11 protein-coding genes are annotated in these 14,252 nt (G+C 43.5%); 3 read left to right on the forward strand and 8 right to left on the reverse strand.

Annotated features, from left to right (window positions below; all coding sequences use genetic code 11):
* Positions 1-314: 314 nt before the first annotated feature.
* The 5 genes from AC37HE_RS05055 to sucC form a co-directional block, all read right to left on the reverse strand.
* On the reverse strand, positions 315-1,325 hold the full coding sequence (locus AC37HE_RS05055; RefSeq protein ID WP_500781697.1) for a mechanosensitive ion channel family protein: 1,011 nt from the start codon (positions 1,323-1,325) through the stop codon (positions 315-317).
* A gap of 2 nt (positions 1,326-1,327) precedes the next feature.
* Positions 1,328-3,277, reverse strand: a complete 1,950-nt coding sequence (locus AC37HE_RS05060) for a hypothetical protein (RefSeq protein WP_500781698.1) — start codon at positions 3,275-3,277, stop codon at positions 1,328-1,330.
* Between the two features lie 51 nt (positions 3,278-3,328).
* Entirely contained in the window at positions 3,329-4,213 is an 885-nt protein-coding gene (locus AC37HE_RS05065; RefSeq protein WP_500781699.1) for a hypothetical protein, read from the reverse strand.
* Between the two features lie 130 nt (positions 4,214-4,343).
* Positions 4,344-5,225: a succinate--CoA ligase subunit alpha gene (gene sucD / locus AC37HE_RS05070; RefSeq protein WP_500781700.1), complete on the reverse strand. Its 882-nt coding sequence runs from the start codon at positions 5,223-5,225 to the stop codon at positions 4,344-4,346.
* Between the two features lie 27 nt (positions 5,226-5,252).
* On the reverse strand, positions 5,253-6,386 hold the full coding sequence (sucC, locus tag AC37HE_RS05075; protein WP_500781701.1) for an ADP-forming succinate--CoA ligase subunit beta: 1,134 nt from the start codon (positions 6,384-6,386) through the stop codon (positions 5,253-5,255).
* Between the two features lie 261 nt (positions 6,387-6,647).
* Here sucC and AC37HE_RS05080 point away from each other — a divergent pair, with 261 nt between their 5' ends.
* From AC37HE_RS05080 to AC37HE_RS05090, 3 genes are all read left to right on the forward strand, one after another.
* Positions 6,648-7,265: an SIS domain-containing protein gene (locus AC37HE_RS05080; protein ID WP_500781702.1), complete on the forward strand. Its 618-nt coding sequence runs from the start codon at positions 6,648-6,650 to the stop codon at positions 7,263-7,265.
* 123 nt (positions 7,266-7,388) lie between these two features.
* A complete protein-coding gene (locus tag AC37HE_RS05085; RefSeq protein ID WP_500781703.1) occupies positions 7,389-7,931 on the forward strand; it encodes a hydrolase in 543 nt (180 codons plus the stop codon).
* Between the two features lie 201 nt (positions 7,932-8,132).
* Positions 8,133-9,458, forward strand: coding sequence for a sensor histidine kinase (locus AC37HE_RS05090; protein ID WP_500781704.1), 1,326 nt, complete (start codon positions 8,133-8,135; stop codon positions 9,456-9,458).
* Here AC37HE_RS05090 and AC37HE_RS05095 read toward each other — a convergent pair.
* From AC37HE_RS05095 to AC37HE_RS05105, 3 genes are all read right to left on the reverse strand, one after another.
* Positions 9,427-11,964 (reverse strand): trypsin-like peptidase domain-containing protein, encoded by a 2,538-nt coding sequence (locus tag AC37HE_RS05095; protein ID WP_500781705.1) that lies wholly within the window; start codon positions 11,962-11,964, stop codon positions 9,427-9,429. The two genes, AC37HE_RS05090 and AC37HE_RS05095, sit on opposite strands and share 32 nt — an antisense overlap.
* Positions 11,965-12,223: 259 nt before the next feature.
* The gene (locus AC37HE_RS05100) at positions 12,224-12,889 is read right to left on the reverse strand and encodes a transaldolase family protein (RefSeq protein WP_500781706.1); all 666 of its coding nucleotides are present in this window, start codon (positions 12,887-12,889) and stop codon (positions 12,224-12,226) included.
* Positions 12,890-12,955: 66 nt separating this feature from the next.
* The coding region (locus tag AC37HE_RS05105; RefSeq protein ID WP_500781707.1) for a zinc-binding dehydrogenase at positions 12,956-14,252 on the reverse strand (1,297 nt) is incomplete at its 5' end.

The raw sequence follows: 14,252 nt of genomic DNA on the forward strand, positions 1-14,252 counted from the left end.
CGACCAGGCCATTGACCAATTACAGGAATGGTACAGCGATTATATTGAAATTGCCCGCATAGCCTTGGAAGAACATCCGCAGTACCTCGAAATACTCGGTATAATTGAACCATCGTAACACCATGATCAACTTTCCCAAAGCACCAAACTTTGGGAAAGTTCCCCCTCGGGGCAATGCGGTTCCTCTCCTGTCACTTTCGGCTGATACGGTTTCCAACCGCGTCGTCTTCCTTGCCAAACCTTTCGTCTCACAGGAACTCATAACAATTAACTCGCGGTTAAAAACCGCGACACCCATTTCACACCGGGGCTTCTTAAATTGAAATTTTCGGATCGAGCAAGCCGGCTTTTAGCAGGTCGCTGATGACGATTTCGGTCATCTCACTCTTGAACTGAAACTCGTAACGAATGTCCATCACGTAAGCTTTTAACCGCATTTTGTAGCAAAGTTTGTCGTGCTTTATCTCGTTGAAAAAAAGTACCGCAATGGGTTTGGCCAGGTAAATAAAACGGGAAGTTTGTGCCGCCTCAATAGCAATTTGACGAACCTTAACCGTATCGATGGTGATGGGTAGAAAAATTTCGGCAACCACCTGGCAGTTCGACTCGCCCGAATTGGCATTCGAAATGGGCTGATTCAGCAGCTCACCGTTGGGCAGGGTCACCATGGAGTCGTCGGGAGTTTGAATGCGGGTGGAGCGCAACGACATATCCTGCACTTCACCATAAACACTACCCACCTCGATTTTATCACCCACCTTAAAGGGGCGGTCAATGAGAATGACGAATCCTCCAAAGATGTTTTTCAGTAAATCCTGGGCTGCAAAGCCCACAGCCACCCCAATCGAGGCTCCGAAAGCAATCAGCGAGGAAGCCGGAGGGTTAAAAATGCCCCGAATGATGATGTAACTGACAATTAACCAACAGATGATTTTCACCATCGGCAAAATAGCCTTACCGCGAATCCGTCGTTCGGCATTCTTTTCCGACCAAGCTTCGATGCTTCGCCCGATAAAACGAATGACGAAATAACCAATCAGGAAGAAAACCACTGCCCAAAACAGCTTGGCAAACGAGAAGATCTTCTTCAGCTCGACTGAAGGAATGGTTTTAATGGTATTCTTCAGGGCATTATCAACCACATTTCCTCCATTTTGTGTCGATGCTGTATCAGCAGCAAGCTCTCCATTGGACTGCCCGACTACCTGCTCTGCCGGTGTTGGCTGAACAAGCTGCACATCAGTGGTGTCGGCAGCCAATAGCGGCATGGACAGAACCAGAGACAACAACAAACATCCAAGCAGTTTATACATTAACTTTTGCATAATCAATAGATAAAATTCAACGACTTCAACTGGCTAACCAGCATGCGGTACACCAAGGGATTGATGAGGTAAAGCTCATCCTGTTTTTCCAACAAACCATCGTCGGTCAGCACCATCAAGCTTCGAAAGCTCGACTCGGCACTGCACCTGAAAATCCGGCTGTGCTCTTTCACGCCATAACCTCCGTGTATTAAGAGACTGTGCAAGGTGGTCAGTTCGGGTGTTTTCAACGAATTAAGGAAGCTGAAGTCCAATCGTTTCTTGACAATCCGGATTTCGCCGTTCTCCACCGAGTTAATAGCCCGCAGCCAGTAGATGAAAGCCAGCCGAAGGTTATTCTGCGCATAAGCCCCCAAATCGTCGAAAAAAGCCTTTTTAAGATATTCCTGCTTCTCATCGTCGTCCATCTTCAGGTAGTTTCGCTTAGGAATGAAGTTTTCAGGCTCACCAAATTTTAAAGAGAAGCCACTCAGCTGATGCCGCTTCAGAATGAGTTCGCGGATCTGTTCGGGCGACATGGAATTGAACTCGATGACATGCGCAAAATACGAGGCGATGCCATTCGTATAGTTCAACAATTTCCAACTATACAAATAACAACTGGTTACCCAGAATATTCGTTGATTGGTTTGGCTAATCAGTTTAAACAGCAGGAACAGGTTGCCAAAGTCGCCACTATTCCGCAAAAACAGGTTGTGAATATTCTCGAGGAAAACCACCCGACGTTCTTCCGATTGGTTAATCTGCTCAATCAATTCATCAACATGGGTTACAATCGAATGATTCGATAAAGACCGCAATAGCTCGAAGAACTCATGATCTTCAACCTTATTCTCGTCTAAAGTAACCCGCAGACTCGGATATTTCGCCGAAACGGTTTGTTCGAAGAAATTAAATAGTGTAGTTGTGCCACTGCCCTGCTCACCCACCAGGCACACCGGAGCAAACCGACCTCCTTTCCAATCGGCAAAAGCATTAGACAGGCGCTGCAGTTCAGTGCGTCGCGGCAAGTAAAAACGCTCGTCGGTCAAGGGCACATTATCGTACAACTTTTGGTACATCAGCGGGAGCCTGCCAATGGCCTGCCTGGTTTCCGACAGGTAGTTGGAAAGCTCGGTACTGATGGGCTCAGTCACGTACGAGATACCCAGGAAGCTCCTTAGGTTGAAGTATTTATTATAGAAAACCGAATACAGCTCCTTCAGCACATGAAGATAGTGCTTTGAGATGGTCCCCGTCTTTCTGACCGACTGCTGCAACAAGGCTTTGCGGCGGGCTGCCGCCTCTCTCCGCTGGTTCAACTTAACGGAAGAATTTAGCTTGTGTGGCTCGAAATATTGAAGAACCTGCTCGGCAAAAATCTGCCCCTGCACCTGAAACACATCCTCAACAAGTTTGGATAAGGCAGAAAGGTAAGCCAATATTTCATCAGCCTTCTTTACAGTGCGCATCAGACCTTCCTTCAGCTCGTCACCGGCTGCCAGTTCCTCCTTTTGTGTCACATAAAAATCGACACTGTAGTTGGCTGTATACTGAATTTCCTCCAGGCTGGTGGTCAACTTTTGCACCAATCCCAAAAGCTTCTTCCGCTCGGCATCGAATTTCACTTTCAAAGGACTCAGCACACTGCCTGTTAACAACTGCTGCGTTTCAATCCGTTGAAATGATTTCCGGCGAACAGGCTGTTCATCAAATACCGGAGCAGCGAATTGATGGCTTTCAACAGCTTTCCGTATGGCTGCTTCTAGCTGAACCAACGGACGATCAAATACATTAACCAGCCGGGACTGAAACACCAATTGGATTAATTCGGGCACCTGCTTTTCAACGTATGTCTTCACCTTATCCAGCCGGCCTTGGTCCCATTCGTGTTTATCACTTGCGGCCAATCCGGCCAGTTCCTTTTTCAAATTGATGAAGGCCGGCTTCAGCTTGCCATTGATCTGTTCCAACAAAATGGTTCCCTGTGATCCGGTTTCCTCCTTGAGCTTAAAGATGAGGGTTCAGTTCTGCAACTTCAACCGCCAATGTTCGCCAATGGCAAAAAACACCAGTTGTCCGGCTTCCAAAACCCGGTCGAGCTTACTGATCATCTTTGCCTTTTCACCGGCTACCTTTTTAGCCGAAAGTTGACTATTGGGAAACTCAACCGTCCCGGCTTTCTCCCTCAACGAATGAAACAACTCATCGGTTTGCGCTTCCAACTCCTTGAAAAAAGTATCAACCTCAGCTTCCGTATTCGCTATATCCCGGTCAATCTCAGTCAAACGTTTCGCCCAATTCTGTTGCTCCCCATTCATTAACCGGAATTGCTCACATTCCCGATCGGTCACATAAAACCGGCGAATTCGCATTTCGCGCTGATGTAGAAATTGCTCATAAAAAGGCAACAAAAACTCGCAAAAACGGATTACATAAACATACTCAGCCAGTTTGGCCTCCGGAATTTTATGTTTCCAATAATTCCGCTCCTTCTTCTTACCAAAAACCGTTGAAAGAGCCTGAAATCCCCAGCCGGTTTTAAGAGCTACTCTTTTTATAAGTTTCCGAAATCGTAAGGAAAAACGATCGCCCGGGCGGGGGTAAAAACACGCTTTAACCTGTGGCTCAACGACTAGTTCTTCAAAAGTCGCCAGGAATTCATACTGTTGCTTTAAGTTGCGATGAAGGGGAAGAAAGGCTTGAACTTCTTCTTCGGTGAGCTTATTCGACAGGAGTTTGGCCAAATCGGCCGTAAAAGCCGAATAACTTTCCATCTCATTAATCTGCAAGAGTCTTGATCGGAACAATCCCGTAAGTTTCTTTTCAAGCTCCAGTGAATCCAGTAATTGCTGCTTGACTGATTCATATTTAAGAATCGGTGTCAGACCTGTGTTTTCGTTTATCATTCAAACAATTAATATGAACTAAAATAAGATAAATCGAGCAAATTCGGATCAGGAATAGGCAGAATTAGCGAAATAAAAAATCCTGCTTTGTGCAGGATTTTTTATTCGGATCAATATTTTTTTAAACGAACTAAGCAGAAGCTGTAGCCAATTTTTCTTTGAGCAAGCCCGGAATTTCAGAAGGCTCCTTGGCCACCGGAACACCTGCTTTAGCAAAGGCTTTAATTTTTTCTTCAGCAGTCCCCGAACCACTGGAGATAATCGCACCGGCATGTCCCATGCGTTTTCCCGGAGGAGCTGTTTGACCGGCGATAAAAGAAACAACCGGCTTGGTTACATGCTTGGCAATATATTCAGCAGCTTGCTCTTCGGCATCACCACCAATTTCACCAATCAAGACAATTGCTTCGGTTTCCGGGTCATTTTGGTACATTTCCAGCAAATCAATATAGTACAATCCGGCAACGGGGTCGCCACCAATACCAACCACGGTACTTTGTCCCATATCATTTTCGGTCAACATATTAACCACTTCATAAGTCAACGTACCACTACGCGACATCAGGCCAATGTTTCCTTTTTTGAAAATCATGCCGGGAAGGATACCCAATAAAGCTTCGTCAGGGGTAATCAATCCCGGACAGTTTGGTCCGATCAGCTTGGTACCGTTTTGCTTCAGGATTGGAGTCACCCGAATCATATCGAGGATTGGAACGCCTTCCGAGATGGCAATAACTAAATCAACGCCTGCAAAGGATGCTTCCAAAATAGCATCAGCAGCAAAAGGTGCCGGAACAAAAATAATCGAAGCATTAGCTCCAGTTGCTTTAACGGCTTCTTCAACGGTATCAAATACCGGAACACCATCAACCGTTGTTCCGCCTTTACCAGGCGAAGTTCCGGCAACAACCTGTGTTCCGTATGCTTTCATTCGGCCTGCGTGAAACTGGCCATCGCGTCCGGTGATTCCCTGTACCACCAGCTTTGTATCTTTATTTACGAGTATACTCATTAGATTCGATTTTTTTGGATGAATAAATTAGCGTTTGCTCAACTCAATAGCTTTTTGTGCTGCTTCGCTCATGGTGCTCACTGTTGGCAAACCGGTTTGCTTGATCAAGGCCAGCCCTTCCGCAGCATTGGTTCCCGATAAGCGCACAACAATCGGAATATCGGTTTTAATCACCTCCAGTGCTGTCATTAATCCGCGTGCCACATCGTCGCAACGGGTAATACCACCAAAGATGTTAATCATCACCGCCTCCACATTTTTATCCGACAGCAAAATATTCATCGCATCAACAACCTTTTGCGGGTTGGAACTACCACCAATATCTAGGAAGTTGGCCGGGTTTCCACCATATAATTTGATCATATCCATGGTCGCCATCGCTAAGCCGGCACCATTCACCATACAACCAATATTACCATCGAGCTTGATATAGGAAAGACCTTTTTCTTTGGCATCAATCTCTTTTTGCTCGTCTTCATCCACTTCACGAATGGCCAGCAATTCCGGTTGACGATACAAGGCATTATCATCGAAGTTCATTTTCCCGTCGATGGCCAGGATGTCGTTATCCGGAGTTAACACCATTGGGTTAATTTCGGCAAGGGTAGAATCCGTATCCAGGAAGATTTGATAAAGCTTTTGGAAGATCACGGCTGCTTTACGAGCCAGCTTCACATCCTTGAAAAGTTTCATGGCCATGTTACGAGCCTGAAAATCCAACAATCCGGTTTGCGGGTTAATGTTGAATTTGTAAATCAATTCAGGATTTGTCTTGGCAACTTCTTCAATCTCGACACCACCTTCGGCACTTACCATTAAAGTAACTGACTTGGAATTACGGTCGTTAATTAAGCCAACGTAATATTCTTTCTCGATATCGGCCGCATCAGCAATAATAACTTTTTCAACTTTGTAGCCTTTAATATCCATTCCCAGGATTTGTTCGGCTGCTTTAACTGCCTCTTCTTTACTCTTTGCTAACTTTACACCTCCGGCTTTACCGCGGCCACCTACTAAAACCTGAGCTTTAACAACTACCAGGTGATCGATCGTAGCCATTGCTTCTTCAACTTCCTTTACCGTATGGCAAAGAACATGGTTTGGAACCGGGATGCCATATTTGTTGAAGATGTCCCTGGCTTGGTACTCGTGTATCTTCATAGTCTAATAATTAATTTTAATGTTTAGTTATCTGGATTATAAATTTATTGATTATCTACTTTCATACATAAGAACAACGTCAGCCTTTGGCCTATTTTAAAACATATCAACACAGGTTCAATTGAATTGTTTGATCTTCTTTTTGTTTTGCAGAGAAAAAGAACACGAAGCCTGTTTTGCAGTAACTCAATCCTGACAGATTTACTTGTATTGACTAAAAATTGATATAGATTTGCAACTTCATCTAAATCCAAATAAACCATGATTAACGAAGTAGCCAGATTAATCAAGCATGAAGCTGAAGCTATTCAGAACATCCCTGTAACCGATCAATATGAAAAGGCTATTGCCCTGATTGAGAAACATGTTCACCAACTAAAAGGGAAGCTGGTGGCCAGCGGAATGGGGAAAGCCGGTCAAATCGCTTTAAACATAGCCACAACATTCAGCTCGACCGGTACACCGGCCGTATTTTTGCATCCCAGCGATGCCCAGCACGGCGATCTGGGGGTTCTTCAACCCAACGATGTCCTATTGCTAATCTCCAACTCGGGAAAAACCCGCGAAATTCTGGAGCTGGTTGATCTGGCTGATAATTTACACCCCAATCTACCAATCATTGTTATAACCGGTAATCCGGAGGGTGAGCTTTGCCAAACAGCTGATGTTACGCTGTTCACCGGAAATCCGGCTGAAGTATGTACACTTGGATTAACTCCGAGTACCTCAACAACGACCATGACTGTTATCGGAGACGTTTTGGTTGTGTTAATGATGAAAAAAATTGGCTTTACCAATGCCGATTATGCCAAACGCCACCACGGAGGTTATCTGGGTGATAAATCGAGAAGACAAGCCCGATCGACTGAAAAGAAATAACCAGCAACCACTCGTAATTTGTTAAATCAATTTAAAAACTCCGTAACAAATTAGTCTTTTAATGCAGATCGAAAGCACCACCAAACTATTTAGGGTAATTTCGAGCAATTAATAAATCATACTATGCGAATTAACAGAGAAAATACGGTTGGACTGATTATTGACATGCAAGAACGATTACTTCCTGCAATGGAGGAATCGGAAACATTGCTAAACAATTGTCAGATTTTAATTAAAGGTTTGCAGGAGCTGAAGGTTCCGATTTTGGCAACGCAACAATATACCAAAGGACTGGGCGAAACGGTTGAACCAATCAGCAGTCTGATTAATAATTTCAGCCCGATCGAAAAAAAGGACTTTAGCTGTTGCGATGAGGAAAATTTTGCATCTGAACTGGAAAAAACACATGCCACTAACATTCTCATTGCAGGTATCGAAAGCCACGTTTGTGTTCTTCAAACAGCCATTGATTTAAAAGAAGCCGGCCTAAATCCGGTAATTATTATGGATTGCGTATCCTCTCGCTCATACGACAATGTTGATTTGGCTGCCGAAAGGTTCCGCCATGAAGGCATCATGATGACCTCCTATGAATCGATTCTTTTTGAGTTAACCAGAACTGCATCTGCCCCTGAATTCAAAGCAATTTCAAATTTGGTAAAATAAGCAAATGGCTTTCACACAGCCTGTGAATTAGCTATTTCCCGGAAAAGTTGATCAATTTTTAGATAATTGATCAACTTTTCCTAATTTCGAAAGAACCTAATATCTATGCAAGGTATTATGATTTCAAACCTTAAAATTATATCACAACGAATCCTTTTGCCCCATCACTGTACCTCCTTTTCCCGGGTATTAGGGATGTTTATGATTTTAATGTTTGTTTCAACCCAATCGCAAGCAGAAAGTCTTCTCGTTGCACAAGCATCTTTAACCACCGCAATCAACAATCACGCGATAAATACACAACAGTCCAACCTGATTCTTTACGCACTGATTGCCAGTCTCCTTATCATCCTGATTTTGGCTTTGCTATTATCTCTTTCGCGGTTAAAGCTACGTTCGTTAAGATCTGAGAACAACCTTATTTTCAACTCACTGAGCTCTTTAATCGCTATCGTGGACAATGATATCAGGATTGTTAAATTCAAACAAAGCCACATTGGATTGCTTCCCTTGAACTCGAAAAACACGGTTGGCAAAACAGCCTATGATATTTTCGACAAGGAGCTTGCAGACCTCATGAACAGTATTATTAGCAACTGTTTCAAAACCAAAGAAACAATTGATTTCGAATATACAGTACAGCATAAGGGACGAGAGAAGTTTTTTTATGCATACGTTGTTTACCACTCCCCAACCAGGGCCGTATTCAGTGCTTTCGACATTACGGATATGAAAAGGAGGGAAGAAAGGCTAAAGGAATCGGCTGATAAAGTACAGGAAATGAACGAGACAAAAGATCGGTTCTTTTCAATCATTGCCCATGACTTACGGAGCCCCGTTGGTAGTTTTAAAATGCTAACCGGTATTTTATTAAAGAACTTCGGGAAAAATGATCCTGAGCATACTAAAAAAGTACTGTCTTCGATTCACTTAGCCAGTTCAAATCTTTATGATCTTTTGGAAAACTTGCTAAGCTGGTCCCATAGCCAACGTAGATCGTTGAGCTTAAACAGGCAGAATCAGTCTCTTTTCAATTTAGTCGATGATGCAATCGACTCGCAGCTGGTGCATTCAGAACTTAAACAAATTGAAATTATCAATGAAATGCCTCCCGAATGTTTTGCTGTTTGTGACCAATATGTAACGTTAACCGTTATTCGAAACCTCATTTCGAATGCCATAAAATTCACACCCAAAGGGGGAACCATTCGCATTTACTGTGAGCGTGTGGCCAAAAACAAACGACTGTACAGTAAAGTATCTGTTACAGATACCGGTATTGGAATACCTGAAGATAAATTAGAAACAATCTTTTTATTCAATCCGAACAAATCAACTATCGGGACCAACAATGAGACCGGTAGTGGCTTAGGCCTTATCCTTTGCCAGGAACTTATTGAGAAACAGGATGGATTTATTGAAGTTGAATCTGAAGTAAATGAAGGAACAACAATTTCATTTTATATTCCAACCATCGCCATAATCAAACAGAAGACTACCGAACAAGAACCAGTGTTTTTGTCATAACTTCACCATTAATAATGGCTCGGAAGTAATACACACCTGCCGGGTTCCCTGTCAAATCAAAATCAACTGTATTCTCTTTCTGATTAAAGGCACCTGTTCCGCTATAGATAATTTGTCCTTGCTCGTTGTACACCGACAATTCAGCATCACCATCCTCAACGCTGCCAACGGTTAAATGGTACAAACCGGTTGATGGGTTGGGATAAACCTCAATCGTATTCGACAGAAGCGAAATAGAAAGGTCTCCTTCAGCACCATTGACTCCATCAACCTGGAGCCAATATTTTGCACCAGCCATAACCTCCAGATTATTTAAACTTGTGCTACTTGAGGATGCAAGCTTGGTATAAGAAGCCTGACTTCCCGACAACAAATAGGCCGCAGTGGCAGCCCGGTAAACAGCCATTTCGGTATTTACACCTTCCGTTTGGATGGTTACATGTCCGCTGGAAGGTCCTTCAAAATAGAACCAGATTGAATTATCCAGACCATCCGTAGTCGTTGGAACCGGTTCATTGTCCTCCACAGTCCCGCAATCGTTCGAATAGAGCCCGTTATAACCCAGTTTTAGAGCAGTAGCCTGCGCCACATTATCATTTTCGGGAATGATCACATGAACCAATACGCTATCGGACTTAGAGCAGCTGCCTTGCGAACCGGTAACTTTCACATAGGTATCAAACGATCCTTCCTGCTTGGCAGCATCCGTCAAGCTAACGGTTAGCACATTATCCACTACTGAGCTCGAAAATTTATCGGCGGCTGTTATATCAAAGGTAAAAACAGGAGCCCCTTCTGCAGCAAATTCATAATTATCCAGCTCCCATCCACACATGGTCATTTCATCCGGTAAATCCACCAAGGCAACCGGCAACTCAGCAAAAACAGAAACGGCATTCGATTGGGTTAGCTCGTCGGTTCCGTTTTCGTTAGTCACAGTCAGACTTATCGTATATGTCCCTTCTGCACTAAACTGCACTTGCGGATTTTCAGAGTTTTTATCAGTTCCGTTTACAAAGGTATAGGTTGATGGGCTGATACTCCACTCCCAACTTTGTGGTCCGTATTTTGACTCGTCGGTCAAATTCAGGACTTCACTCAAACAAAGAATCGAATATTCTGCGCTAAATGCGGCAATCGGCTTACTCGTTGAATCGAAACCATCCAATTGTAAGACTCCGGTGTTATCGGGATCTAACCAATATTTCAATTGGTAAGCAGAACCCGACCGGTGATTCCACGACCAGGAAAATTTCCCGAACAAAGAGGAAGAAGTGTCTCCCCCGTGTAACTGACCTACGATGCGCTTATTTTCATCAAACAAAGGAGCTCCGGAAGAGCCAGCTTCGTCGGATCCATCATCATAGACCACTTCCCAATGCGAATCCACTTCGGAGACTCCGCTGTTCTGATCCCACTGAATCCGGTAATCGTTGCTAACAACCTCATTGTAATCTAACGCGATACACTTTGCAGTTCCCTGCGGATGATGAATACATGTACCACTCTGCGGATTGTTATCCGTTGCATCCCACCCCGCAAAGAAAGGTTCATAATCCTGTGGAACATCCTTACTCAACTTAACCAAGGTGAAATCAGAAGAGGTACTTGATGCCACCAACGAAGAACCGGAAACAGACTGATCTAACGATGCATCATCCGATGTACAAGTGGAATTTTCATAATTAAAATACGCGACTAAAGTAGAAGCCTCAAGGTCGGAACTAATACAGTGATTTGCGGTCAGAAAGTAGGGTGTGGCATCTTCATTGACATTATTGACCAACGATCCGGAACAATAATAGCTATATTGAGAATCGTTAAAAGTGATCATGCAAACCGCCCGCTTGTTGACCTGCCAATCCTGTCCTTCAGCACAGTTAATTTGAATGCGCGTGGCAGCTTCAGAGCTTAGGTTAATGTAGCCCTCAGACACTTGTCCCAGAACAACACCACCTTCAAATGTCGCGTCAATCGGTTCATCATATTCAATGATCAACTTATTCTGAGGAAATTCAGCAAGCGTCAACCCGCCGTTTGCCTTCCTGTTTAAAGTTGTGAAACCACCCCGAATTTGCGTCCCATCAGCTGAATAGATGTACAAGGCTGCTCCCTCGGGAATGTCGAAAGTTGAAAACTGCAATCCTAAAGAATACGCGTTGGGGCTTGACAGTTCGTATCGCCAAACATTCATCGTTCCCACCTGAGTTTGAACACCATCTTCCCGAATATCGACACGAACTGCCTTTAATATGCCATATCGGTTATCAACACCTTCCGATACATCTTTGGCTTTCAAAGCGGCAATATCCAAGGCTTCGAATGTTTTTTGAGGAATGACCTCTGCTGCTTTCAATTTTACACTGAATGAAGCCGGTAAGCTTCCATCGGCAATCTGCCCGAATGTCAAGACATGTAACAACAAGAAGCCAAGTAATAAAATACTTCTTTTACGTGGCCTCTTACAACGGCAGACGATATCGCGAATTTTCCTGGTTAAAATCATGCTCTTAAATTCAATCCCCAAATAATTCTTTCGTGTCTCACTCAAAGCTCTCTATTCCTTGCGAAGTAATAAAAACTGCTTGTCTTTTTACTTTCCCGGAAATACAAAAGAATTGAGACATATGAAGTAATAACAAATCAAACTTAAAAAATATCATTTTTTAATATCAATCCACTAAAATAATGATTTACCCTAAGCTCAAAAACAAAAAAAAGGACCATAAAGGTCCTTCTTTCATTGTCTTGGCGTATTCATTCGTTTAAAACGAAATGTCGTATAAATCTTTACCGTCTTCTAGGAAAGTTGCCACACTGATGTCAGTCATTGGGTGTTTAATCAACTGCATCAACAAATCGGGACCAACAGTAGCTGAATGAGAACCACTCATGCTTACGCGATGAATTTGGTCGACCGTTTTGAAACTGGCGGCCAACACCTTTGTCGGCAAATTAAAATCAGTCATATTCTTTACAATATCGCGAACAACTTCAATTCCGTGAGACGAGATGTTATCCAAACGACTCACATACGGCGCTACATAATCGGCGCCGGATTTAGAAGCAACCAAAGCCTGTTGCTGCGTGAAAATCGCTGTCGCCGTAACATTAATACCAGCGTTCTTCAAAATCGACATCGCTTTGTATCCTTGAGGTGTAACCGGAATTTTAGCGTAAAAGTTATCCCCGATATCGAAATAGCTCTTATAAGTTTTTGCTTCACGAACAATATCCTCTGCTTCTTCACTCATCACTTGAACGTGAATCATGCCGTGACCAATCAACTTCAGAATATTATCGATTGCTACTGACAATTTGTTTCCTGAGTTTTTCAGGATTGTCGGGTTTGTTGTTACGCCTTCCAGCGGGAAAAAATCATATAATTCCTTCAGGGCCTCAATATCGGCCGTGTCTGCCATGTAAATCATATTGCCTGTAATTTTTATTCATGATCCGAATCGAAACCACAGGCAATATGTCATAAATGCCTGCTATTAAATACCTTTCGCATTCGCAAGTAGGTATCCTTCAGCTTCGACCGACCAAAGGTCGTTATTTCGTTGGCAAATTTCGTGCAGACCTGCAAATAAGGGGTCAGATTTTCCTTTTTCTTTAAATTCAGCAATTGCTGTCAATGGAATATCCTTATGTGTATAGATCAATTTCTTACCTCCGGGAATCTCCGGCAAATGCAATGTTGTATCGATTACAGCATTTAATCCACCAATGTGGGTTACTAAACCTGCCGGATCGAGTCCTTTTCCAAACATTTCGAGCGACTCAACCATATCATCATTATTTCCCCCGGAAGTTCCAACAATATGTGTTGATGCGTAATGCACATTATAGAAGTTCATTTTTGCAGTAAAGTCTGTATTCCCTGGGCCTGCAAAGAAGTTCAAACAACCATCATTCGACAAAATAGCATCGCCCTGCTCAATAACCGGAGGAACCGGAGCAAACACAAACACATCGCTATAGCCTTCTCCACCGGTTAGATCGCGAAGTTTACCCACCGGATTATCACCACTAGTATTCAGGTAAATCAGTTCAATGCCTTTCGTTTTTGCCCATTCAGGAGAATAAATCGCAGCAGCCCTGTCTAAGCGTGCCTGGTCAATATCGGTTACCACCATCAGCGATGGTTTACGATCTTCACGCATAATTACGTAATTGATTGCCGCCAAGCCCATCGGCCCCACACCTGCCAAAATCGCCATCTTTCCACCATCAACAATCTCCATCTGGTGAACATACGAACCAGGCTTGGTGTGGTAATTTGCATGCATTGCACCAATAACACAGCTCAGTGGCTCAGCTAGTGACGCCGGGTAATAACCAGGGCCTTCATAAGCCAGCAAACAATCCTGCACCAACACATCTTTCGGGATAATGACATAAGTTGCATCGCCACCAATGTACTGATAAGAATAGCCTGGAGCACTTAATACGCCAACAGGGCCTTCTTCGTAATAAATTGCCGGCTGAATAGAGAACTTCTGTCCTGCCTTAAACTTATGTTGCCAGTTGACCCCAATTTCAACCAACTCGCCGGCAAATTCGTGCCCAATCAAAATGGGATTCTCCGCCACATCGTTGGGAATACGTTTGTGATCACTACCCTGCGAGGCTGCTTTGTACGACGACATACAAATACTGTCGGACACAACTTTCGCTAAAATTTCATCATCACCAATCTTTGGAAGCTCAAATTCTTCCAGTCGCAAGTCTTTCTTGCCGTATAATCGAATAGCTTTTGTTTTCATATTCTTGTTACTAGAAGCTGGTAAC

The sequence above is a fragment of the Mangrovibacterium sp. genome (assembly GCF_059905295.1).

Coding starts and splice junctions, on each gene's coding strand:
- AC37HE_RS05080 (WP_500781702.1), top strand. CDS start 6,648: ATGATTAACGAAGTAGCCAGATTAATCAAGCATGAAGCTGAAGCTATT.
- AC37HE_RS05055 (WP_500781697.1), bottom strand. CDS start 1,325: ATGCAAAAGTTAATGTATAAACTGCTTGGATGTTTGTTGTTGTCTCTG.
- sucC (WP_500781701.1), bottom strand. CDS start 6,386: ATGAAGATACACGAGTACCAAGCCAGGGACATCTTCAACAAATATGGC.
- AC37HE_RS05065 (WP_500781699.1), bottom strand. CDS start 4,213: ATGATAAACGAAAACACAGGTCTGACACCGATTCTTAAATATGAATCA.
- AC37HE_RS05085 (WP_500781703.1), top strand. CDS start 7,389: ATGCGAATTAACAGAGAAAATACGGTTGGACTGATTATTGACATGCAA.
- AC37HE_RS05095 (WP_500781705.1), bottom strand. CDS start 11,964: ATGATTTTAACCAGGAAAATTCGCGATATCGTCTGCCGTTGTAAGAGG.
- AC37HE_RS05100 (WP_500781706.1), bottom strand. CDS start 12,889: ATGATTTACATGGCAGACACGGCCGATATTGAGGCCCTGAAGGAATTA.
- AC37HE_RS05090 (WP_500781704.1), top strand. CDS start 8,133: ATGATTTTAATGTTTGTTTCAACCCAATCGCAAGCAGAAAGTCTTCTC.
- sucD (WP_500781700.1), bottom strand. CDS start 5,225: ATGAGTATACTCGTAAATAAAGATACAAAGCTGGTGGTACAGGGAATC.